The following is a 22,489-nucleotide window of genomic DNA, read 5'->3' as shown; positions in this document are numbered from 1 at the left end:
ATATGCCGATGCAAAGCGGCTTATGATGCAAGGCTGATGACCTGTTCGTGGGCTTGCCCGCCAATAGGGCCTACCCGCCAGCGCACGAAGGACCTGCCATGCATCTGACCCACCGCCCTGTCCGGCCTGAGGACATCCCTGTCATCTGCGGCTTCCCGCAGAGCCCGGACGAACTGTTCTACATGTTCCCCAAAGCCACCTACCCACTCACTCCCGCACAGTTGAGCGACGCCGTCGCCCAACGCAGCGGCTCCACAGTGGTGGAAGGCAACGGCGCAATTCTGGCCTTTGCCAACTTCTACAAAGCCGAACATGGCGGCGTATGTGCATTGGGCAACGTGGTAGTGGCACCTGGCGCCCGTGGCCACGGTGTAGCACGCTACTTGGTGACCGCCATGGTCGATCTGGCTCGGGAGCAATTCGCAGCCCAAGAACTGTGGGTGTCCTGCTTCAACCACAACACAGCGGGCTTGCTGCTTTATCCACAACTGGGCTTTGTGCCGTGCGGCATCGAGCAGCGGCAAGCGTGGGACGGCACACGGGTGGCATTGGTGCAGATGAAACAAATATTCAGCTAGTAAGATACGTTTGCTCACACACCTCGACGAACAGCACCGAACCATGCCCCCGCCTCGACGTCCGATCCTGCATCCCCTGCGTTTCGAGGCCCTCCGCGTGAAAGACATCATCACTCGCAAGTACCGCCTGGTCGTGAAGACCATCGGCTACATCGGCTGGTCGCTGTTCTGGCTGTTGATCTGGGATGTGCTGGTCACCATCGATTTCATGCTGTTCTTCAACAGCAAGTTCACCCTGCCGCTGATCCCGTTGACCTTGCTGGGTTCAGCGCTGGTGGTGCTGGTGAGCTTTCGCAACAGCAGCGCCTACAACCGCTGGTGGGAAGCCCGCACGCTGTGGGGGGCGTTGGTGAACGGTTCGCGCAGCTTCGCCCGGCAGACATTGACCCTGATCGATGACCCGGATGAAGGCCCGAACCCGGTCAAAGCTACCCTGCTGCGCCGGCATATCGCTTATGTGAACTGCCTGGCGGCGCACTTGAAGGGCGAAAAATGCCCGGACGAACTGATGGCCTTCATACCGCCAGGGGAGTTCGAACGGCGCAACCGCTCGAACAACTTCGCCAACGACATCCTCGGCGGCTCGGCGGCCTTGCTGGCGCGTGAATACCAGGCCGGGCGGCTGGACAGCATCCGCCTGGCCCGGCTGGAATCGACCCTGGTGGACCTGTCCAATGCCCAGGGCGGCATGGAGCGGATTGCCAACACACCGCTGCCCTACCCCTATGTGTATTTCCCACGGCTTTTCATCACCCTGTTCTGCTTGATCGTGCCGGTAGGGCTCGTGGAGTCGCTGGGCTGGTTCACCCCCCTGGCGTCGACGGTAGTTGGCTTCATGCTGCTGGCTATCGAGCGGATCGGGACTGATTTGCAGAGCCCGTTCAGGTTCAGTGAGCACCAGATTCAGATGGACACCATTTGCGAAACGATCGAGCGCAACCTGGAGTCGATGCAGCGGGAGGCGCAGCATGGGGAGCTGGCTTAGGGCCCGGTTATTGGTCAGGCCCGCACGTAACGCTGGCGCAGCACATCGCTCAACGCGTCCACCAGCAACACCAGCACCAGCATCCCGATAATCACCGTACTGGCCTGGGCCTCCTGGAAAAGGCTCAAGGTGGTGTACAACATCTGCCCCAACCCACCGGCACCGACAAACCCCAGCACGCTGGCCATGCGGATGTTGTTTTCCCAGCGGTACAAGCTGTAGGCCAGCAACTGCGGCCACAGGTTGGGCAAGGTACCAAAGCAGAACGCCGCCACCTGGCTACCGCCCTGCAGGCGGATCGCCGCCGCAGGCTCCGGCGGCGCATTTTCCAAGGCCTCGGCAAACAAGCGCCCCAGCACACCAGCGGTGTGCAGCGCCAAAGCCAGGGTACCGGCATTGGGCCCAAGGCCGGCCGCCAATACCGTCAGCGCGGCCCACACCAGCTCTGGAATGGCGCGCAGAGCATTCAGCAGCAACCGCGCGGCGCCCTGCAACGGCCAACCGAAGCGGCCAGCCGCCGGCAGCGCCAGCAACATCCCCAATACCATCGCCAACAAGGTGCCCAGGCCAGACATGGCCAGTGTCTCCAGCGCCCACGCCATACTGCCTTCAGGTGCCCGGCAGACAGGTCCGGGTGCAGAAAACGCCCGGCGTATTCGCCCATCTGCCCCAGCCCGCCGTTGCCGACCAGGGCTTGCAGGTCCAGCTCCAGGTAAGTGAACGAAGCCACCACCGACGCCACGATTGCAGCCAGCAGCAACAGGTTGATCACCCGGTTCATGCCAGCCTCCAGCGCAACAGGCGGCTCAGCAGGTCGGCCAGAATCACCAACAGCAGGAACGTCAGCAGCATGCTGGCTACCTCCGCACCCGCGAACATGCGCATCGACAGGTCGATCTGCTGCCCCAGGCCGCCAGCGCCGACAAAGCCCATCACCACCGAAGCCCGCACCGCGCATTCCCAGCGGTACACGGTGTACGACACAACTTCGGAAGCGGCATTGGGCAGGATGCCGTATAGAAACGCCGCCAGCCGGCCACTGCCCGCCTGCAACAACGCGTGGGCCGGACGCTGGTCCACCGATTCGAAAATCTCGGCGTAAACCTTGCCGAGCATGCCGCTATAGGTGATGGCGATCGCCAGAACACCCGCCGTCGGCCCCAGCCCCACGGCCCGTACGAACAACAGCGCCCAGACAATTTCCGGCACGCTACGCAGGAAAATCAACAACCCGCGCACCGGCAGGCGCAGCAGCCGCGACCACAACCCAGCGCGACCTCCACGAGAGGCGGCGCGCAACGACAAGGCGCGGCTGGCCAGCAGCCCTGTCGGGACTGCAAGCAGCAACGCCAACGCCATGCCAGCGGTGGCCACGGCCAGGGTCTGCAGCGTGGCTTCATACAACAGCGCGATAAAATCAGCATCATGTGCCGGCGGCCAGAAGGCGCTAGTGAAACTGGCGATCTGCTGACGGTTGTCCGCCTGCAACAGCACCCAAGGGTTCAGTTCGCTCAACTGGATACCCGGCCATAGCACCGCCACGGCCAGCAAGGCCAGCAGCAACCGTGGCAACGATGCCGGGTCGCGGGCGTCGGCCCTCAACATCTCGGGATCTGCACGGTCAGGGTAGGCCCCTGGGTTGGTGGCGAAGCCAGTTGTTCGTTGGCGTACAGTGCATCGAGCATGTGCTCGGTAACCGCTTGGGCCGGGCAGTCGAATACCACCTGACCTTCACGAATACCGATCACCCGCGGGAAATGCGCCAGCGCCAACTCGACGGCATGCAGGCTTGCCACCAGGGTCACGCCGTTAGCCTGGGCATGGCGATTGAGCAAGGCCAGGCTGTGATCGGCCAGCACCGGGTCCATGGCCGACACCGGCTCGTCGGTCAACAACACCTGCGGCCGCTGATACAACGCGCGGGCAATGCCCACCCGTTGCAACTGGCCACCCGACAATTGCCCACACTGCACGAACAGCTTGTCGGCCAGGCCCAGCTCGGCCAACACCTGGCGCGCACCCGGCACATCGCTGGGGTATAGCAGGTTAAGCAAACCGCGCAGCACACCCCACTGCCCCAGGCGGCCAGCCAACACCGCTGTCACCACCCGCTGACGCGGCGGCAAAGGCGGCGCCTGATGCACCAGGCCAACCCGCGCGCGCAGGCGCTGACGAGCCCTTGCCGACAACGCCCAAGGCTGCTCACCGAGCAGTTCCAGGCGCCCGCCGCTGGGCTGGATGGCCGTGGCCATCACATGCAGCAAGCTGGACTTGCCCGCCCCCGACGGCCCGATGATGGCGATGCGTTCACCCTGCCCGATGCGCAGGCTGATCGTTTCAAGCGCACGTACCTGGCCATGGCGCAGGCTGGCAGCGTGCAGATGGATTGCCACGTTCGAAGCGGTCACTTGAGCAGGCCGGCCTCGCGTGCGGCTTGTTCGGTGCCCACGTAGTTCTCAGGCTTGGTTTCGATGAAGCGGCTGGCGGCCTGCAGGTCGAGGATCGCCTTGTGCTCCGGGTTGGCCGGGTCAAGGCCAAGGAAGGCTTGCTTGATCTTCTCTTTCAACGCCGGGTCCATGTTGCCGCGCACGGTCCAGTTGTAGTCGAAGTAGGTCGGGGTGGTGGCGAACACTTTCACCTTGCTGGTATCGACCTTGCCTGCATCCACCAGCTTCTGCCACACACTGGCGTTGAGCACGCCACCATCGACCTTGCCAGCCTGTACCCAGGCCACGGTGGCGTCATGGGCGCCGGAATAGGCAACGCGGCTGAAGTACTCTTCAGGCTTGATGTTGTCTTGCTTGAGCATGAAGTAACGCGGCATCAGGCTGCCCGACGTGGACGAAATGGAACCAAAAGCAAACGACTTGCCCTTAAGGTCCGCCAGGCTTTTCACGTCGGGGTTGGCAGTGATGAACTTGGAGGTGAACTGCGCGTCCTGTTCACGCTGCACCAGCGGTGTGGCGGTTGGGTCCTTCAAGTGCACCTGGACGAACGTGAAGCCGCCCAGCCAGGCCAGGTCGAGGCGGTCCGCGGCCAGCGACTCGACCACCGCCGGGTAATCGGCCACCGGTACGAACTTCACGTCCATGCCCAACTGCTTGGCCAGGTATTCGCCCAAGGGCTTGAACTTGCGCTGCAGTTCGGTCGGTGCTTCGTCGGGGATGGCGCTGACCCGCAAGGTTTCAGCGGCCTGAACGACAACGGCGCAGCAAGACAACACAAGGCCGGCGGCGAGCGCCAGGGGGCGTTTGAGCATGGGTGTTCTCCGGTTCAATAACGGGACGATGCCAACAAATCCGCCGACAAGTCCGCCGACAGTGGGAATTATAAGAGGCAAAGGCCCAAAGGCCAGCTTTGCTACAATCGCGCAACAATTTGACCTGCTGAGGTACGTATGAGCGAGCCGATTCGCCTGACCCAGTACAGCCACGGTGCCGGCTGTGGCTGCAAGATCTCCCCCAAGGTGCTGGACGTGATCCTCGCCGAAAGCGGTGCCCAGGCCCTGGACCCGAACCTGTGGGTTGGCAACGCCTCGCGCGACGACGCGGCCGTGTACGCGCTGGACGACGAGCGCGGCGTGGTCTCGACCACCGACTTCTTCATGCCGATCGTCGATGACCCGTACGACTTCGGCCGCATCGCCGCCACCAACGCCATCAGCGACATCTACGCCATGGGCGGCGACCCGTTGATGGCCATCGCCATCCTTGGCTGGCCGGTCAACGTGCTGCCACCGGAAGTGGCGCGCGAAGTGATCCGCGGCGGCCGAGCGGTATGTGCCGAAGCCGGTATCCCGCTGGCCGGCGGCCACTCCATCGACGCCCCTGAGCCCATCTTCGGCCTGGCCGTCACCGGTGTGGTCAGCAAGCGCCATCTCAAGCGCAACGACACCGCCAGCGCCGGCTGCCAGCTGTACCTGACCAAACCGCTGGGCATCGGCATCCTCACCACCGCCGAGAAAAAGGCCAAGCTGCGCGCGCAGGACCAGGGCCTGGCCCGCGACTGGATGTGCACCCTCAACACCCCCGGCAGCCGCTTCGGCAAGCTCGACGGGGTCAAGGCCATGACCGACGTCACCGGTTTCGGCCTGCTCGGCCACCTGGTGGAACTGGCCGAAGGCAGTGGCCTCACCGCACACCTGGACTACACCGCCGTGCCGCGTCTACCCAGCGTCGAGCACTACCTGGCCGAAGGCTGCATCCCCGGCGGAACCCTGCGCAATTACGACAGTTACGGGCACAAGATCGGCGCCCTCAGCGACGAGCAGAAGCACCTGCTGTGCGACCCGCAAACCAGCGGTGGCCTGTTGGTGGCCGTTACCCCGAAGGGCGAAGCCGAGTTCCTTGCCGTGGCCGCCGAACTGGGCCTGCAGTTGTCGCCGATCGGCAAGCTGGTCGAGCGACAGAGCCACGCGGTCGAGGTGATCTGATGCGCCCCGACTGCACCGACTTCCGTCAGCTATTCCTCGACGACGTGCCGATGATGGACATGCGTGCCCCCGTCGAATTCGCCAAGGGCGCCTTCCCCGGTGTCGTCAACCTGCCGCTGATGAACGACCAGGAGCGGCAAAAGGTCGGCACCTGCTACAAACAGCAGGGCCAGGCCGCCGCCATCGCCCTTGGCCACCAGCTGGTCAGCGGCACCACCAAACAGGCACGCATGGACGCCTGGGTGGCGTTCACCCAGGCCAACCCGCAAGGTTACCTGTACTGTTTCCGTGGTGGCCTGCGATCGCAGATCGTGCAAGGTTGGCTACGCGATGAGGCGGGCATTCAGTACCCCCGTGTCAAAGGTGGCTACAAGGCCATGCGCACCTTCTTGCTGGAGACCACCCAACAGGCAGTGGCGCAATGCGATTTCGTATTGCTGGGCGGCCTGACGGGTACCGGCAAGACCGATGTATTGCACCAGTTGGACAACGTGCTCGACTTGGAAGGCCACGCCAACCATCGCGGTTCCAGCTTCGGCAAGCGCGCCACTGCGCAGCCGGCGCAGATCGATTTCGAAAACCAGCTGGCCATCGATGTACTGAAAAAACGCGCCCGCGGCTGCGAGCAGTTCGTGCTGGAAGATGAAGGCCGCATCGTCGGCAGTTGCACTGTGCCGCTGGAGTTGTACCAAGGCATGCAGCAATACCCGCTGGTGTGGCTTGAGGACAGCTTTGCCAACCGCGTTGAGCGCATCTTGCGCGACTACGTGGTCAACCTAAGTGCCGAGTTTATCGCCGTGCATGGCGAGGAAGATGGCCGCCGCTTGTTCGCCGAGCGCATGCTGCAAAGCATGGCCAACATCTACAAGCGCTTGGGTGGCGAACGTTATCAGCGGCTGTCGGAGATCCTGCGCCTGGCCTTGGAAGAACAGCAGCGCAGCGGTGCAGTGGACCTGCACCGGGGCTGGATCGAAGGTTTGCTGAACGAGTACTACGACCCGATGTATGCCTACCAGCGTGCGGCGAAGGCCGAGCGCATCGAGTTTGCCGGGGATGCAGTGGAAGTGCGCGAGTACCTGAAGGCACGGGCGCGGCGACAACCTCACCATTAACACCGGTAGAGCCGAACTCATCAACCGCGTCGCCTGCTTCGCGGGTAAACCCGCTCCCACAGGGACCGCGCTGCACTTGAGAACTGCACCCTACCTGTGGGAGCGGGTTTACCCGCGAAGAGGCCGGTGCAGGCCACCTCATTGCCCCGGGCTGAGCACCCGTTCCAGCTCCGCAGCCCGGTCGCGGGTCATGCTCATCACGCAGGTACCGCCTTCGAGCTGCGCCAGGGTCCCGCCACTGGCCTGCACATGGAACTGGCAATTGCCATCGCGGTAGGCCATCCACTTGCGTTGTACCTCCCGCAGGTTCTTCTGCTGCCCGGCCTCCAGCTTGCCCATCAATTGCTTGTACACCCGGTTCAGGCGCTGGTCCTGTACTTGCGTTTCAGCGTTGATGCACGCGCTCATGGCCACCGTGCTGGAAGCCTTGTCCATGCATTGCCCGTAGGCCGCCGTATAATCTTCTGCCACGGCCAGCGGCAGCACGCAGGCCAGTGCCAGGCCTGCCAGGTAATGCTTGATCATGCTAACCCTCCTTGTGGGAATCAAAGTGACTGCGGCTGTTCTGGCGGCATCAACACCTTGCCCGGCTCGAAGCGCAGCGACGGTATCTGCGTTGCCCAGTAGAGCGCAACGGCCAGCGCCGCAATCAACGCCACATCGAGCCAATTCCAGCCCGGCATGTCGTCGGCGCTGCGCGCCTTCCAGCAATGCCAGGCCTGGCCCAGGCAGAACACCCCCATTGCCGCCAGCCACAGGTAGAAACCGGCGCCAAAGCCGACCCGCTCATGAAACGCGTAGCTCTGGTTGTCCGGCAAGCGGTCAATTCCGAAACTACTGGCGGCCAGGTAGACAGCAGCCAGCCCTGCCAGCAAGGCCAGCCTGCGGAACCGTCGGTGGGCAAGAACCGCCAGGGCCAGCAGCGGGTTGGCGAACCATTGGTACAAACCGAAGGGCATGCCCCATGGCCCGTACAGCAGCATCTGCAAGGCCGGCATGTGGCGCTCGCCGCTCAGCAGCGCGCCATCGAAAAACAGGGCGAGCAGATACAGCAGCAGGCTGATGCTCAAGTAGAAAACGGGCAAGGGACATACCTGGGGAAGCGGGACAGGCTACGACCTTAACTCAGGCCCTGCCCCGCTTCCAAACCTTCAATAAGTGCCGCGCAGGGTCACCATGAAGTTGCGTGGCTCGCCATAGTAGTTGCCGTAGGTCGAGGTACCCACGGTTTCGTAGTACTTCTTGTCGAACAGGTTGTTGCCGTTGAGCGTGACGTTCCAATGGTCGTCGACACGGTATTCGACCAAGGCGTTCCAGATGGCGTAGCCGCTCTGGTCGAAATCGAAGGGCACATTCTGTTGCACCAGCTTGCCGCTGCTGTCGTAGCGGTTGACTTCACCAGTGGCGTAGGTAGCGCTTTGCACCTGCACACCTCCACCCACTTTGAAGTCGCTGAAGATGCCCGGTAGGCGGTAAGTGGTGTACAGCTTGAACAGGTGCTTGGGCATTACCGTGCTCAGCGGGGCGTCGGAGCTGCGGTTACGGTTGAGGTTGAAGGTGTAGCCACCCACCAGCATCCAGTCAGGCAACAGCTCGCCGGACAGCTCCATGTCGATGCCCTTGCTCACGACCTTGCCGTTGGGCACATAGCAGCAGCTACCGGAGAAGCCGGCGAAACTCGCCGGGAAGTTCGGGTCCTGGACCGCTTCGTTTTCGCGGGTGGTGTAGTACAGCGCCACGCTGGCATTGAGCGCACCATTGAACAACTCGCCCTTTAGGCCGGTCTCGTAGGTTTTTCCGGTCATAGGCTCAAGCGCCGTACCGGTTTCGGCGGGGCCGCTGATCTTGCTGGACTGCGGCCGGTAGATCTCCGAATAGCTGGCATAGGCCGACCATTGATCGTCCAGGTCGTACACCAGGCCACCGAACGGCGTGACCTTGGTGCCAATGCGCTGCTCGGGGCTGGTCCTGGACACATTAGTGGTCAAGGCATTGGTGTAGGTCTGCCAGAAGTGGAAGCGCTGGGCACGCGCCCCGACGATCAGGTGCAGCGGCTCGGCCAGCTGCAGGCGCAGGCTGCCATACAAACCATACTGGCGTTGCGAATTGGGGCTGTAGTCACGCTTGTAGTCACGCCCGTTGCCAGGGTCGTCGAACGCCGAGCTGTCGGGGTCGAACACGTTGGCCGGCGAGCCCGATGCAGCGTAGGGGGCGGTGCCCAGCCAACGGCTGTCGATCTTCTGGTAGTCGGCCCCGAAAACCACTTCGTGGTCCAGGCCAAAGGCCTGGAAGTGCCCGGACACGTTAGCGTCGTACAGGTGCTGCTCGTTCTCCTGGCGGGTCGACGTGCCGTACCAGGTCGCGCCGGTATTGGTCACCGGGTCCACCGCGTTCAGGGTGGTGGCGGTCTTGAACAGCCCGAGGTCCCAAGTGTTGGTGTAACTGAGATTGAGCTTCCAATCGTCGTTGAAGCGGTGGTCTACCTTGGCGAAGTACTCGCGCGCGGTGGCATCCAGGTAGGCCCAGTTCTTGGTCAGGCCAGTGTGCCGCGGCAGGTTCAGATCAGCACCGTTGCTATAGCGCGGCACCGCGCTGTTGCTGCCGGTTTCGTGGGACTTGTTGTAACGGGCGCCGAAGGTAAGCATGGTGTCGTCGGTAACGTCCGCCTCAAGCACGCCATACACCAGCGGCCGCTCGGTGGCGCGGTTGTCGGTGAAGTACTGTCGGTCGGTATTGGACATCACCAAGCGCCCACGTAGGCGGCCATCCCAGCCCAGCGGGCCGGACAGGTCGAACTCCTGGCGATAGTTGTCCCAACTGCCGGCCGACAGGGTCAGCTTGAGCTGGTTGTAGGCGGTGGGCCGCTTGCGCACCATGTTGATGATGCCGCCCGGGTCACCCGAGCCGCCATACAGTGCAGCGGTACCTCGCAGCACTTCGATGTGGTCGAACTCGGCCAACTCGAAGATGTTCGACGAGTAGAACGAGCCCATGGCGGTGCCCAACGCCTGCGGCGCAGCGCCGTCGATCTGCAGGTTCTGGATGCTGAAGCCGCGTGAAAGGAAGTCCTGGGTACGGAAGGTGGTGCTCTGGGTGACGATGCCCGGCGTTACTTTCATCGCCTGGTTGATGTCGGTCAGTTGCTGGTCTTCGATCAGTTGGCGGGTCACCGTCGACACCGATTGCGGCGTCTGGCGCAGGCTGGTGGGGCTCTTGGAGCCGACGCTGATCAAGCCTGGCGCATACGAGCCGGTGTTCTCGGTACTCTCGCCCATGCCCTGCCCGGCCACGGTGGTCACGCCCAGTTCCAGCGCGTCACCACTCACGGCCACCAGCGGCTCTGCCACCAGCCGGTAGCCGTTGTCGCTGCGTGCCACCCGGTAGCCGCTGCCAGCCAGCAGCACGGCAAAACCGCTGTCCACCGAATACAGGCCATGCAGGCCACTGCTTTGCAAACCGGCCAGCGCTTCGGGGGTGAAGGCCAGCGACACGGCGGCTTGCTGGGCATAGCTGCCAAGGGCCTCGGCCAGGTTGCCGGCAGGCACATCGAAGCTACGGCGGGCGGCCTCCTCGGCCACGGCCGGCAAGGCCGCAACGGAGAAGACCAGCCCGGCGCAGGACAGGCGCAAGGCCAGGGCTAGCGGGCTGAGGACGGGGTGGCCAGGAAATCGGCGCATGGTGGATCGGCTCCTTGTTCTTGATCGGTTGGCCTCTTGTTTGACGGGCCAGCGCACAGAAGCGGAACCACCTTGATCAATTTTCTCGCGGCGCTGGCTCGACCGTGGTCCACCAGCGACCAAAACCACCGATGCGAATCGGCAGCGCTTCGGCCAGCAGTCTCAGGGCGCGTTCGCTGTCATCCAGCGGCAGTACCGCCGATACCTTGATGGCCTGCATTGCCTGGCGGTCGAAGCGCAGCACGCCGCGCCTTTGCTGCGACAACGCGTCCAACACCTGATCGAGCGGCACGCCTTCGGCCACCAATTGGTGACGCTGCCAGGCTTGGTCCACACGTGCCGGATCGATAGCCGGCAGCGGGCCAAGCCCGTCGCGTGCCACCCAGGCCCGCTCACCGCGCCCCGCGACCAGTTGATCGCCGGACACGGCACTGCGCGCCTCGACACGGGATTCGAGCATGGTCAGCTCGCTGCGTTCGCGCCCTTGGCCGACCACGAAGCGAGTACCCAAGGCCTTGAAGCTGCCCTCGTCGGTTTGCACCACGAACGGCCGCGCCGGGTCATGGCTGACATCCACCAGTACCTGGCCGTGCAGCAGGCGGATACGCCGCTCGCCAGCACTGAACTCGACATCCACGGCGGAATTGCCCGCCAAAGTCAGTTGCGAGCCATCGCTCAGGGTTTGACTGTGCCACTCGGCCGGCGCGGTGTGCAGGTCGGCTAGCCAGTCTCGTGGCGACACACCGGCAAGCGGCAAGGTGCCCAGCAACGAACCCGCCAGCACCAGGCCGAGCAAGGTGCGCCGCGCCAGCGAACGTGGCGCCGAGGGCTGCATGCCGGCGCGTAACCCTGCGCCAACCGGCCCGCGTTGCTGGCGCAGGGCATGCATCTGGCTGATCACCCCTTGCATGCGCCGCAAGGTCGCACCGTGGCGCGGGTCGGCCTGCAGCCAGGCCTCGAACTCACGCGCCTCGGTGGCACCCAGTTCGCCCTCCCCCAGGCACAGGGCCCACTCGGCGGCCTCCTGCTCGATACGGGACGGGTTCACGGTGCGGCAATGTCCAGCGTGCGGTGGCAATGAATCAGGGCTTGGGCCAGGTACTTGCGCACCATACGCGGGGAAATCTGCAGGCGCTGCGCGATCTGTGGCTGGGTCAGCTCGTCCAGGTAGTAACCCACGAATGCTTCGCGTGCGTTTACATGCAGGCCTTCAAGCAGGAAGGCGATCTGTTCCAGCGCCTCGAGCGTGATGAGGATGTTTTCGGGGGGCTGATGCCCTTCCAGCAACTCGGCAGTCAGGGCCAGCTCGCTGAGGTAGGCCTCTTCGATCTGCCGCCGACGGGCCTGGTCAATCAGCAGGCGGCGCGCGGTGGTACTGAGGTAGGCGCGCGAGGCTCGCGCATGCCCAGCAGGGCATCGCGCGAGGCCAGGATACGCACGAAGGTGTCCTGGGCAAGGTCGGCTGCGCTGTGCGAGCAGCGCAGCTTGCGCCGTAACCAGCTGAACAGCCAGCCGTGGTGCTCGCTGTACAGCTGTTCGAGCGGGTACGGGCTCGGTGAGTCGGCTACGGGCATGGGGCACCGGGACACAAGTGAGAATTGTTCCCGAATAGTAGCTATTCGCCGTAAGACTATGCAACAGGTGGTTCGAGCAACAAGCCGTAGATACCCGAGTCGGACAGCTCGCCGGCCACGCACCAGCGCGCCCGCAGGGTGCCTTCGAGCACGAAGCCCTGGCGCTCCAGGGTGCGGGCCGAGCCCTGGTTGCGCGGGTCGATTTCGCCTTCAAGGCGGCGCATGTGCAGGGTGTGGGCAAGGTAGTCGATGAAGCAAGTCAATGCTTCGTCCATGTAGCCCCTGCCCTGCACCGCGCTGGCCAGGCAATAGCCGATTTCGCCACGGCGGGAGACGTCATCGATGTTGAACAGCTGGACCATGCCGATCAGCTCGCCGTTGTCACGGCGGTACATGCCGAGCTTGAGCTGGTCGCCATTGGCATAGGCTTCACGGTCTGCGGCCAGAGCGCTTTCGGCCTCGGCCAGGTCTTGCCAGGGGGCATGGTGCCAATAACGCATGACCTCGGGGTCGGCCATGATCGCCAGCCACTGCGCGGCATCGGCATGGCGCATGGGGCGCAATTGCAGGCGCGGGCTGTCGAGGCAGAGGTCACTGGGGAAACTGCGGGGTGGGGTCACGCCGGATCTCCTGTCCATTGCTGGGGAGATGACAGTTTAACTACATGCGGGGGTGGATGGGCATGGCTTGGGTCTTTTGGTGATGCAGAGATCGAGCGTCGCGCGGGCGGCGCTCGATTTCAAAATCCCCGCAAACGTTCCGACATGCACATGCCAGCCGTTACTGGCAACCTTGCAGTATCAGGCCACCTCAGCGCCATCATCCGGCCAATGCGGCTCGTTGGCCCCTGGCGGCGTGAGCGGTGGCAGCCCATACGCCGCCCGTGCATCGTCGCAGCTTGGGTTGTGCACCCCGCCTTCCCACGACGCCTCGAACTCACGGCAAGGGCTGGAACGGTTGGCATAAATGGTACAAGCCACTTCCTTGCCGATCTCGCCATCAAGGCTGACGCAGCGGCATGGCTTGGCATCGGTGCCGATCATGGCAACGCGGGTGGGGTTGATCTGCACCACCAGGTCATCCGGCACAACGCCCCCGGCAGACTGGCATTCGCCCCAGAAGAAGGACACACGAAAGTACCCGCAGCAGGCGCCGCAGTCAAGGCAAGGGTTATATTCAGACATGATGTCACGGAGGGAAGGTTGTTGTTATCGGGGCTGGCCCGCTGCGCCATTTTCAATCGAATCCGGGGCGGCTGGATAGAGGGCGCCTGCAAAAAAAATTGCCACTGATCCGGCCGCCCGTTTCATTTATCGCAGTGCCTTGTAGGTCGTGGTATCCCAACGCTGCAGGGCTAGGCCCTCGATCGGATCGTAGTCATCACCACACACCTTGCTGAAACCCGTGCGGGTCTCGCCGCAATGTACCAACCGGTCGTGCTTGTCACCCTCGGTCAGTACGGTGTACGACTTACTTCGCATGGCTTGGTACTGCCCCTCGGCAGCGGCCATGGCCTGGTGGTACGCCATCAGTTGCGTGTCGTTCAAGGCCAGCCGCTTGCCCAGCTGAACACCCCAACGGGTCAGGCAGACTTCGGCGAGATGGCGAACGATCAGCCCCGGTTCCTTGAGCACTTTGCCGTCGCTCGCACCATCGCCGGATGCATTACCCACCAGCGTGGCATGGCGCCCCGGCATCGGGTAAACGCAGATCCGCGTGCCACTGGCAATTGACGGGATCACGCAGGCAAACCCTTTGGACCGTTCATCCCGCGAGTAGAAGCCGACGTACTCTTTGACGTTATCAGCCAAAGTGACGCGCTCGGTTTGCACATTGCCGACCCCAGGCACCGGGTCGATGGCAAATATGTTCACCGGGATGGCGCGCAGTACAGGGTCTTGCGCCATGGCATTGGCCAGCATGTGGCAACTGATTCCTCCCCTGCTCCAGCCGACCAGGTTGACCTGGGTTGGAATGCGTGGTTTGCGGAACATGCTGATGATGCGCTCTTGCAGTTCCTGCGGGGTTGGGTGGCGCTCGCCGTAGTCGTAAGTGCGCCAGAACCAGGAGGCTGTGGAGGAAGGGTCCGGGATGGGTACGCCGGCGCTCTTCAGCCGCTCGTAATCCTCTTCGCTGAGTTTGGTGCGCTGCCAGCTGCTCTCCCCTTTGATCACCTGCAGCACATGGTTGACGTTTTCTTCCCAGCCGCGACCGAACAGCTGGCCCGTCCAGTTGAAGTAGCCGCCGGGCTCGACGAACAGGTTGTCATCCTGCAGGTTGCCGCTGCCAGGGCCGTCTACGGCGATCCAGTGGGCGAATTCGCGGCCCTGGTCGTTGCTGGCCAGGGTCGAGACCAGCTCGCCGTTCCAGAAGTTGGGGTTGGTATCGTCGAAGCGGTGGGAGCCGGTGCCGCAGAAATAGGCGGTGAAGACACTCATTCGTGGATCTCTGTGGTGAGAAATGAGTGCTGAAGATAGGTAGGCAGATCGATGGAATGCAGGCGGAAAGCTCTCACCTGAAGAAGGGGGGCCGCAAAGCGGCCCCCTGATAATTACTTGTTGGTCAGCCCGTCAGCCCGGAACATCTGCCGGATCCCGCGAATGGCCTGGCGAATACGGTCCTGGTTCTCGATCAGGGCGAAGCGCACATGGTCATCGCCATAGTCACCAAAGCCGATCCCCGGCGAGACGCAGACCTTGGCCTCGGCCAGCAGCTTCTTGGAAAACTCCAGCGAACCCAGGTGCGCGTATTGCTGGGGATCTTCGCCCACACATACATCGATGCCTTGGGGTTCTCGACCATCCAGCCCAGCTCGTGCAGACCTTTCACCAACAGGTTGCGGCGCTGGCGGTACTGCTCGGCAATGTCGCGTACACACTGCTGGTCGCCCTCCAGCGCAGCGATGGCTGCCACCTGCAGCGGGGTGAAGGTGCCGTAGTCGTGGTAACTCTTGATCCGCGCCAGGGCGTTGACCAATTCGGGGTTGCCGACCATGAAGCCGATCCGCCAGCCTGCCATGTTGTAGCTCTTGGACAGGGTGAAGAATTCCACCGCAATGTCCTTGGCACCAGGCACCTGCATGATCGACGGGGCCTTCCAACCGTCGTAGACGATGTCGGCGTAAGCCAGGTCGTGTACCACCAGCACGTTGTACTGCTTGGCCAGGGCCACCACGCGCTCGAAGAAGTCCAGCTCCACGCACTGGGCGGTGGGGTTGGACGGGAAACCGAGAATCATCATCTTCGGCTTGGGAATCGACTCGCGGATGGCCCGTTCGAGTTCGTTGAAGAAGTCCACACCCGGCACCAGTGGTACCGAACGCACCTGAGCGCCGGCAATGACCGCACCGTAGATGTGGATCGGGTAGCTGGGGTTGGGCACCAGCACCGTGTCGCCCTGGTCAAGGGTGGCCAGCATCAGGTGGGCCAGGCCTTCTTTGGAGCCAATGGTGACAATGGCTTCGCTTTCCGGGTCGATGTCGACCTCGTAGCGTTCCTTGTACCAGTTGGAAATGGCCCGACGCAGGCGCGGAATGCCACGAGAGGTGGAGTAGCCGTGGGTGTCTTCACGCTGGGCAACCTGCACCAGCTTCTCGACGATGTGCGGCGGGGTGGCGCCATCGGGGTTGCCCATGCTCAGGTCGATGATGTCCTCGCCACGGCGGCGGGCAGCCATCTTGAGTTCGGCAGTGATGTTGAAGACGTATGGGGGAGACGATCGATGCGCGCAAAGCGGCGCGGCGAACCTGGGATGGCCATGGCTTCCTCTGAGTACGTAAGCGCCCGGAACCGTCCGAGCGACGCTGGCCGATGTGGCGGCCTGAATCAGAAGATAATGCCGAAACAGGATATCTGTAAAGGAAGATTTCCTGTTTATATATATTTTTTCAGACGTATTTTTTGAAAATACGAAATCTATGTTTCAGGACTGGCCTCTGGTTCATCCGCGAAGAGGCCGACACTGGAAAACACCCATAAAAAAACCCCGGCACATGGCCGGGGTTTTCGTGAAACAGGCAGCAGTATCAGCGTGCGTAAGTCATCAGCACGTCCGCAGCGGTCTGGCTGTCCACACCCATCATCACGCTCAGGGCAGTGACGGTGAGGATGGAGAAGCCGAATACCTTACGGGCCCACTTGCTGTCGTCCTCGGCCTTGTAGCCACCCCAAGCCATGTACAGCCAGTACAGGCCCATGGCAGCCGCCACGGCCAGGTAGCCGAGGCCGGCGTAACCGCCGAGGGTAAGCATCAAGGTGGCGAGCACGAAGGCCAGCACGTACAGCACGATCTGCTTCTTCGCCGCAAGAACACCGCGCGCCACCGGCAGAACCGGAATGTTGGCAGCACTGTAATCCTTGAAGCGGAAGATCGCGATGGCAAAGCTGTGCGGCATCTGCCACAGGCTGAACATCACCAGCAGGGTTACCGCAGCCAGGTCGAAGCTGTTGCTGACGGCGCAGTAGCCGATCACCGGAGGCATGGCACCGGACAGGCTGCCGACCAAGGTGCCGTGCACCGATTTACGCTTCAGCCACAGGCTGTAGAAACCGACGTAGACGATGAAGCCGATCAGCGCGCAGAACGCCGACAGCGGGTTGGCCTGAACATACAGCAAGCTGAAACCCGCCACCCCGAGCAGGGTGGCGTAGATCAGCGCGAGGGGCAGCGACATGCCGCCCTGCACCATGACGCGGTTCTTGGTGCGCTCCATCTTGTGGTCGATGTCACGGTCGATGCAGTTGTTGAACACGCATCCGGACGCGACCACCAGCGAAGTACCGATCACCACCGCCAGGAACAGGGCGAAGTCCACATGGCCCTTCGAGGCAAGGAAGAAACCGCCTGCCACGGAAAGCACGTTACCGAAAATGATCCCCGGTTTGGTGATTTGGATAAAGTGCTTAACGGACATGCAGTCTTACCTCACTTGGCCAACATTTCGAAGTGGATGCTGAACATGATCCACAGCGACAGGCCGACAAGCAGAGCGATCACCATGGTGGTGAACAGGAACGTCGATACGTTGTTGCGTTGCTCTTTCGAGCGGTCCATGTGCAGGAAGTAAACCAGGTGAACAACTACCTGGATCACGGCCATGGCAACGATGATCAGTACGGTCAGGTTCTTCGGCAGGCTGGCGGTCATGGCCAGGCCGAACGGGATCGCAGTCAGGATGATCGACAGTACGAAGCCGATCATGTACGACTTGACGCTGCCGTGGTTACCTTCGTGATGAGTGTCGTGTGCGTTAGCCATTACAGAACTCCCAGCAGGTAAACGACGGTGAATACGCAGATCCAGACCACGTCCAGGAAGTGCCAGAACAGGCTCAGGCAGCTCATGCGGGTCTTGGCGGTCGGCGTGATGCCGTGCTTGTTGATCTGGTACATCATGATTGCCATCCAGATCAGACCAGCAGTCACGTGCAGACCGTGGGTACCTACCAGGGCGAAGAAGCCCGACAGGAAGCCACTGCGCTGCGGGCCGAAGCCTTCGCTGATCAGGTGATGGAATTCATAGATTTCCATCGCGATGAAGCCTGCACCGAACAGGAAGGTCACAGCCAACCAGCCCAGTACACCCGCTTTCTTGCCATCGAACATCTTCAGCATGGCGAAGCCGAAGGTGATCGAGGACAGCAGCAGGAACAGCGTTTCAACAGCTACGAAATCGAGCTGGAAGATGTCATGACCCGACGGGCCGCCGGCAAAACTGCCGGACAGCACCGCGTAGGTGGCGAAGAGCGACGCAAACAGGATGCAGTCGGTCATCAGGTACAGCCAGAAGCCCAGTACGGTCATCTGGCCCGAGTCGTGGTGGTGGTCGTCATGCCCATGGTCGTGACCATGAGCAGCGCCGCCGTGCATTACTTGACTGGACATTGATTACACCCGCTCAAACGATTCGACACGTGCGCCGGCAGGCAGAGCACCTGCTTTGGCCAGCGCTTTCATACGCTCGCCTTCGATGCGCGCCACTTCTTCGGCCGGAACCATGTAGCCCTGGTCGTCACGGGCAGCGTGGCGAACGAAGACAGCGATGGTTGCAACCAGGCTTGCGCCAACCAGCCACCAGATGTGCCAGATGAAGGCAAAGCCGAAGACGGTCAGGAACAGGCCCATGAACAGACCCGTCGAGGTGTTGCTTGGCATGTGGATGGCGTCGAACTTGGTCGCCGGCTTGTAAGCCTTGCCGGTTTCCTTGGTTTCGTGCCATGCATCCAGGCCAACCTGCTCAGGCATGTGGGCGAAGTTGTAGAACGGAGGTGGCGACGAAGTCGACCATTCCAGGGTACGGCCGCCCCATGGGTCGCCGGTCACGTCCAGGTTCTGGTTGCGGTCGCGAACCGATACGTACAGCTGGATCAGCTGGCAAGCGATACCGAACAGGATCAGCACGGCGCCGACAACGGCTACGTACAGGTAGGGTTCCCACAGTGGGTTGTCGGAGTGGTTCAGACGACGGGTCATGCCCATGAAGCCCAGGGCGTACAGCGGCATGAACGCAACGTAGAAGCCCGACAGCCAGAACCAGAAGGCAGCTTTGCCCCACTTCTCGTTCAGGGTGAAGCCGAAGGCTTTCGGGAACCAGAAGGCGAAACCGGCGATGTAGCCGAATACCGCGCCACCGATGATCACGTTGTGGAAGTGCGCAATAACGAACAGGCTGTTGTGCAGAACGAAGTCAGCACCCGGAACGGCCAGCAGTACGCCGGTCATGCCACCGATGGAGAAGGTGACCATGAAGCCCAGGGTCCAGAGCATCGGTGCGGTGAAGCGCACACGGCCTTGGTACATGGTGAACAGCCAGTTGAACAGCTTCACACCGGTCGGGATGGAGATCAGCATCGTCGCCAGGCCGAAGAAGGTGTTGACGCTGGCGCCGGCACCCATGGTGAAGAAGTGGTGCAGCCATACCGCAAAGCCCAGGATGGCGATCGCGCCCGATGCGTAGATCATCGAGTGGTGGCCGAACAGGCGTTTGCCAGAGAACGTCGAAGTCACTTCCGAGAACACGCCGAAGGCCGGCAGGATCAGGATGTAAACCTCAGGGTGACCCCACGCCCAGAACAGGTTGACGTACATCATCGGGTTCCCACCAAGCTCGTTGGTGAAAATGTGGAAGTCCAGATAACGGTCAACAGTCAGCAGTGCGAGTGCAGCGGTCAGAATCGGGAACGAAGCGACGATCAGTACGTTGGCCCAGGTGCAGGTCCAGGTGAAGATCGGCATGTCCATCAGCTTCATGCCAGGTGCGCGCATCTTCATCACGGTGACGAGGAAGTTCACGCCGGTAAGCGTCGTACCCAATCCGGATAGCTGTAGCGCCCAGATGTAGTAGTCGACACCCACCCCAGGGCTGTACTGAATGCCCGCGAGCGGCGGATAGGCAACCCAGCCGGTCTTAGCGAATTCACCAACGCCCAGCGAGATGTTGACCAGCAGCACGCCTGCCAGCAGCAGGTAGAAGCTCAGGGAGTTCAGGAACGGGAAGGCAACGTCACGTGCACCGATCTGCAGAGGAACCGCCAGGTTCATCAGGCCGGTGAAGAACGGCATCGCCATGAAGATGATCATGATCACACCGTGAGCGGTGAAGATCTGGTCATAGTGTTCAGGCGGCAGGTAGCCTTCGGAGCCACCGGTTGCGGCAGCCAGCTGGGTACGCATCATGATGGCGTCGGCAAAGCCGCGCAGCAGCATGATCATCGCGACGATGATGTACATCACGCCGATCTTTTTGTGGTCGACAGTAGTCAGCCACTCGCTCCACAAGTAGGTCCACTTGCGGAAATAGGTGATAAGACCGACGACAGCGATACCGCCGAGCGCGATCATGGCAAGCGTCACCATGACTATCGGCTCGTGATAGGGTATCGCCTCCAGGCTTAGTTTACCGAACATCTCTTACTCCTCTGCACCGGCAGCTGGTTGCATACTCGATTCCACACCCTTGGTTGTGGCCAGATCTTTGCTGCCTGCTTCTTCGTGGCTACGGCCGCGGTTCATGCCTTCGTACTTGTCGACGATCAGCTGGAACTGCTCAGGCGAAGCCTCGCTATACAGCGCGACTGGGTTGTTTTCGCTTGGTTTGGCCAAGGCGTCGTATTCGGCCTTGTCCAGCTTCTTCGGCGACTGCTTGACCTCGGCGACCCACTTGTCGAAGTCTTCCTGAGAGGTGGCAGTAGCCTTGAATTTCATGCCGGTGAAGCCAGCACCGCTGTAGTTGGCGCTGATACCGTCGAACTCGCCGTTTTCGTTGGCGATCAGGTGCAGCTTGGTGGTCATGCCGGCCATGGCGTAGATCTGGCCACCCAGGCCCGGGATGAAGAACGAGTTCATCACGGCGTCGGAAGTGACGCGGAAGTTGACCGGGGTGTTAGCTGGGAAGACGATCTTGTTGACCGTGGCAATGCCCTGCTCCGGGTAGATGAACAGCCACTTCCAGTCCAGCGCGACCACGTCGATCTGCACCGGCTTCACATCGGAATCCAGTGGACGGTATGGGTCCAGCTTGTGGGTGGAGTGGTAGGTGACGTAACCCAGGGCGATGATGATCAGGATCGGGATGATCCACACCGCAGCCTCGATCTTGGTCGAGTGCGACCAGTCAGGGGTGTAGGTGGCTGCCTTGTTGGAAGCACGGTACTTCCAGGCGAACGCCAAGGTCATGATGATGACAGGGATTACCACCAGCAGCATCAGGCCGGTAGCGATCAGGATCAGGTTCTTTTGCTCAATGCCGACCTGGCCCTTCGGGTCGAGCAGGGTCCAGTTGCACCCACTGAGTAAAAGCATGCCTAAAAAGGGCAATATGCCAAACAGTCTGGGGTAACGCTTTTTACTCATCTCACGACCTCTAGATCAGCTTGCTTCAATGCAATTTGTGTTTTGGTAGCCAACACTTCGTCCTGCCAAGTGAGGCATTTCGCGCCCGTACTCGCTCCTGCCTGGGGTCCGACTGCAGGACCTTGGCTTCAAGCGGGTTAGCGGTGCTTATGGTTTCGTAGGCAACAGGCCTGTACTTCAGACCAAGTCCATTTGGTGCGGGAAAACGCGGAGGGGTGTCCGCCCGGTATCGCCGTTGGGCGAAACTTGACGAAGTCAGCAAAAAGGAGCGCTGGGGCTTCCTTCAATCCTGCGACTCGCAAGCAGTGCCGAACGGAAATTGGGGGCGATTGTAGATAGGTCGCCAACCCTTGACTATGACTTATTGAGCAACAGTCTTTTACAGAATACGTAACAATGCTGCTCAATAATTCAACTTCGCGACAGTTTGTCGCACCCCGCTTGCTAGGCCTCAAAGCCGCATTCTGCAAGGCCTAGAGGTTGATCTGGATCAAGCGGTGCGCAACTTTTCGCTCTTCTCATGCGGTGTAAAAGACCCCATGCAATTCGGGACTTTTGTCTAAGCCTGGCGTCGGTTGCGGTAGATCCCGAGCGGAACCAGCACAGCAGTCAGCACGAACGCCACAAGTGCCCATTGCGCCAGCGACAGGCCGAGGATCGGCGGGTACGGCGTGCTGCAGAAGCCATCGACCTGGAACGCCAGCGGCCACAGCTTGGCCAGTGGCAGGTCATCCACGATCGGCTGCAGGGTATCGATGCCGCAACTGACCATGGGGTTGGCGAGTATATACACATGGTTGCCGGCCGCAACGACTCCGCCAATGGCACTGAGCACCACCAGCGCTTCGAAGAAGCTCAAGCTGCGGCGCCCAGGCATCGCTGCGGCGATGAAGGCAAACACGGCAATGAACAGCAGCGCATAACGCTGCAGGATGCACAATGGGCAAGGTGCCTCGCCCAGCACCACTTGCATATAGAGAGCGCCGCCGATCAGCGAGAGGCAGATCAGGCCCAGCAGCACCAGAAAGCGCCGTTCCCGATTCAGGCGCGATGTTTGTTCGTTCATTACCGGTTCCTTCGATGGATAGTGGCAGCGTGGTCCGCCTGCCTGAGCGCAAGTCTACACGCTGGGCAAGGCCTGTGAGCGTGCCGAGGAAGCGGCGTGATAGCGCTGCGCAGGGCTATCCGGTGTGGCTGAGACCGGCCGCAACGACGTCGGTTCAACGCCGAGCGGCAAAAAAACGGCTGCCCGAGTGCCGCGCAGGGGCAAGCCCCTCGACAC

The 22,489-nt window shown here is 61.8% G+C and carries 20 protein-coding genes and 3 pseudogenes; 4 read left to right on the top strand and 19 right to left on the bottom strand.

What is annotated here, in order from left to right; translation table 11 throughout:
- The first annotated feature begins 98 nt into the window (after positions 1–98).
- Entirely contained in the window at positions 99–578 is a 480-nt protein-coding gene (locus tag AB5975_14615) for an N-acetyltransferase family protein (protein XDR17942.1), read from the top strand.
- A gap of 97 nt (positions 579–675) precedes the next feature.
- Positions 676–1,563 (top strand): bestrophin family protein, encoded by an 888-nt coding sequence (locus tag AB5975_14610; protein XDR17941.1) that lies wholly within the window; start codon positions 676–678, stop codon positions 1,561–1,563.
- Between the two features lie 14 nt (positions 1,564–1,577).
- On the opposite strand, the pseudogene phnE reads toward AB5975_14610, so the two are convergent.
- From phnE to AB5975_14590, 4 genes and pseudogenes are all read right to left on the bottom strand, one after another.
- Positions 1,578–2,344, bottom strand: a pseudogene (gene phnE, locus AB5975_14605) (phosphonate ABC transporter, permease protein PhnE).
- Positions 2,341–3,168 (bottom strand): PhnE/PtxC family ABC transporter permease, encoded by an 828-nt coding sequence (locus tag AB5975_14600; protein ID XDR17940.1) that lies wholly within the window; start codon positions 3,166–3,168, stop codon positions 2,341–2,343. The pseudogene phnE and the gene AB5975_14600 overlap by 4 nt, the downstream one beginning before the upstream one ends.
- A complete protein-coding gene (locus AB5975_14595) occupies positions 3,162–3,971 on the bottom strand; it encodes a phosphonate ABC transporter ATP-binding protein (protein ID XDR17939.1) in 810 nt (269 codons plus the stop codon). The genes AB5975_14600 and AB5975_14595 overlap by 7 nt, the downstream gene beginning before the upstream one ends.
- A complete protein-coding gene (locus AB5975_14590) occupies positions 3,968–4,822 on the bottom strand; it encodes a putative selenate ABC transporter substrate-binding protein (protein XDR17938.1) in 855 nt (284 codons plus the stop codon). The genes AB5975_14595 and AB5975_14590 overlap by 4 nt, the downstream gene beginning before the upstream one ends.
- Before the next feature lie 138 nt (positions 4,823–4,960).
- Between AB5975_14590 and selD the strand changes: the two genes are divergently transcribed.
- A complete protein-coding gene (selD, locus tag AB5975_14585; protein XDR17937.1) occupies positions 4,961–5,995 on the top strand; it encodes a selenide, water dikinase SelD in 1,035 nt (344 codons plus the stop codon).
- Entirely contained in the window at positions 5,995–7,107 is a 1,113-nt protein-coding gene (gene mnmH, locus AB5975_14580; protein XDR17936.1) for a tRNA 2-selenouridine(34) synthase MnmH, read from the top strand. The genes selD and mnmH overlap by 1 nt, the downstream gene beginning before the upstream one ends.
- Positions 7,108–7,245: 138 nt before the next feature.
- On the opposite strand, the gene AB5975_14575 is transcribed toward mnmH, so the two are convergent.
- The 15 genes and pseudogenes from AB5975_14575 to AB5975_14505 form a co-directional block, all read right to left on the bottom strand.
- On the bottom strand, positions 7,246–7,632 hold the full coding sequence (locus tag AB5975_14575) for a lysozyme inhibitor LprI family protein (protein XDR17935.1): 387 nt from the start codon (positions 7,630–7,632) through the stop codon (positions 7,246–7,248).
- A 20-nt stretch (positions 7,633–7,652) separates the two neighbouring features.
- Positions 7,653–8,192: a hypothetical protein gene (locus tag AB5975_14570; protein XDR22892.1), complete on the bottom strand. Its 540-nt coding sequence runs from the start codon at positions 8,190–8,192 to the stop codon at positions 7,653–7,655.
- Positions 8,193–8,258: 66 nt separating this feature from the next.
- A complete protein-coding gene (locus tag AB5975_14565) occupies positions 8,259–10,784 on the bottom strand; it encodes a TonB-dependent siderophore receptor (protein ID XDR22891.1) in 2,526 nt (841 codons plus the stop codon).
- A 76-nt stretch (positions 10,785–10,860) separates the two neighbouring features.
- A complete protein-coding gene (locus tag AB5975_14560; protein ID XDR22890.1) occupies positions 10,861–11,832 on the bottom strand; it encodes a FecR domain-containing protein in 972 nt (323 codons plus the stop codon).
- Positions 11,829–12,358 (bottom strand): annotated as a pseudogene (locus AB5975_14555) (sigma-70 family RNA polymerase sigma factor). The gene AB5975_14560 and the pseudogene AB5975_14555 overlap by 4 nt, the downstream one beginning before the upstream one ends.
- A gap of 56 nt (positions 12,359–12,414) precedes the next feature.
- The gene (locus tag AB5975_14550) at positions 12,415–12,978 is read right to left on the bottom strand and encodes a GNAT family N-acetyltransferase (protein XDR22889.1); all 564 of its coding nucleotides are present in this window, start codon (positions 12,976–12,978) and stop codon (positions 12,415–12,417) included.
- Positions 12,979–13,158: 180 nt separating this feature from the next.
- Complete coding sequence (locus AB5975_14545) at positions 13,159–13,542, bottom strand: YkgJ family cysteine cluster protein (protein ID XDR22888.1); 384 nt, start codon at positions 13,540–13,542, stop codon at positions 13,159–13,161.
- Positions 13,543–13,668: 126 nt separating this feature from the next.
- Entirely contained in the window at positions 13,669–14,796 is a 1,128-nt protein-coding gene (locus AB5975_14540) for a hypothetical protein (protein ID XDR22887.1), read from the bottom strand.
- A gap of 113 nt (positions 14,797–14,909) precedes the next feature.
- Positions 14,910–16,116 (bottom strand): annotated as a pseudogene (gene alaC / locus AB5975_14535) (alanine transaminase).
- Between the two features lie 266 nt (positions 16,117–16,382).
- Complete coding sequence (gene cyoE, locus AB5975_14530) at positions 16,383–17,270, bottom strand: heme o synthase (GenBank protein XDR22886.1); 888 nt, start codon at positions 17,268–17,270, stop codon at positions 16,383–16,385.
- Positions 17,271–17,281: 11 nt separating this feature from the next.
- Positions 17,282–17,614 carry a cytochrome o ubiquinol oxidase subunit IV gene (cyoD, locus tag AB5975_14525; GenBank protein ID XDR22885.1) on the bottom strand — a complete coding sequence of 111 codons (333 nt, stop codon included), beginning with the start codon at positions 17,612–17,614 and terminating at the stop codon, positions 17,282–17,284.
- Positions 17,614–18,240 (bottom strand): cytochrome o ubiquinol oxidase subunit III, encoded by a 627-nt coding sequence (gene cyoC, locus AB5975_14520; protein ID XDR22884.1) that lies wholly within the window; start codon positions 18,238–18,240, stop codon positions 17,614–17,616. Before cyoC ends, cyoD begins: the two co-directional genes overlap by 1 nt.
- Before the next feature lie 3 nt (positions 18,241–18,243).
- Positions 18,244–20,262, bottom strand: a complete 2,019-nt coding sequence (gene cyoB, locus AB5975_14515; GenBank protein ID XDR22883.1) for a cytochrome o ubiquinol oxidase subunit I — start codon at positions 20,260–20,262, stop codon at positions 18,244–18,246.
- 3 nt (positions 20,263–20,265) lie between these two features.
- Positions 20,266–21,207 (bottom strand): ubiquinol oxidase subunit II, encoded by a 942-nt coding sequence (gene cyoA / locus AB5975_14510; GenBank protein XDR22882.1) that lies wholly within the window; start codon positions 21,205–21,207, stop codon positions 20,266–20,268.
- Positions 21,208–21,766: 559 nt separating this feature from the next.
- A complete protein-coding gene (locus AB5975_14505) occupies positions 21,767–22,273 on the bottom strand; it encodes a disulfide bond formation protein B (protein XDR22881.1) in 507 nt (168 codons plus the stop codon).
- Positions 22,274–22,489 lie beyond the last annotated feature (216 nt).

Origin of the sequence: Pseudomonas putida (assembly GCA_041071465.1) — a bacterium.
GTDB classification, from domain to species: Bacteria; Pseudomonadota; Gammaproteobacteria; order Pseudomonadales; family Pseudomonadaceae; genus Aquipseudomonas; species Aquipseudomonas putida_P.
This window is presented reverse-complemented; position numbering and strand designations above follow the sequence as displayed.

Coding starts and splice junctions, on each gene's coding strand:
- cyoD (XDR22885.1), bottom strand. CDS start 17,614: ATGGCTAACGCACACGACACTCATCACGAAGGTAACCACGGCAGCGTC.
- mnmH (XDR17936.1), top strand. CDS start 5,995: ATGCGCCCCGACTGCACCGACTTCCGTCAGCTATTCCTCGACGACGTG.
- AB5975_14540 (XDR22887.1), bottom strand. CDS start 14,796: ATGAGTGTCTTCACCGCCTATTTCTGCGGCACCGGCTCCCACCGCTTC.
- selD (XDR17937.1), top strand. CDS start 4,961: ATGAGCGAGCCGATTCGCCTGACCCAGTACAGCCACGGTGCCGGCTGT.
- AB5975_14565 (XDR22891.1), bottom strand. CDS start 10,784: ATGCGCCGATTTCCTGGCCACCCCGTCCTCAGCCCGCTAGCCCTGGCC.
- AB5975_14575 (XDR17935.1), bottom strand. CDS start 7,632: ATGATCAAGCATTACCTGGCAGGCCTGGCACTGGCCTGCGTGCTGCCG.
- cyoB (XDR22883.1), bottom strand. CDS start 20,262: ATGTTCGGTAAACTAAGCCTGGAGGCGATACCCTATCACGAGCCGATA.
- AB5975_14545 (XDR22888.1), bottom strand. CDS start 13,542: ATGTCTGAATATAACCCTTGCCTTGACTGCGGCGCCTGCTGCGGGTAC.
- cyoE (XDR22886.1), bottom strand. CDS start 17,270: ATGTCCGTTAAGCACTTTATCCAAATCACCAAACCGGGGATCATTTTC.
- AB5975_14505 (XDR22881.1), bottom strand. CDS start 22,273: ATGAACGAACAAACATCGCGCCTGAATCGGGAACGGCGCTTTCTGGTG.
- AB5975_14615 (XDR17942.1), top strand. CDS start 99: ATGCATCTGACCCACCGCCCTGTCCGGCCTGAGGACATCCCTGTCATC.
- cyoA (XDR22882.1), bottom strand. CDS start 21,207: ATGAGTAAAAAGCGTTACCCCAGACTGTTTGGCATATTGCCCTTTTTA.
- AB5975_14590 (XDR17938.1), bottom strand. CDS start 4,822: ATGCTCAAACGCCCCCTGGCGCTCGCCGCCGGCCTTGTGTTGTCTTGC.
- AB5975_14600 (XDR17940.1), bottom strand. CDS start 3,168: ATGTTGAGGGCCGACGCCCGCGACCCGGCATCGTTGCCACGGTTGCTG.
- cyoC (XDR22884.1), bottom strand. CDS start 18,240: ATGTCCAGTCAAGTAATGCACGGCGGCGCTGCTCATGGTCACGACCAT.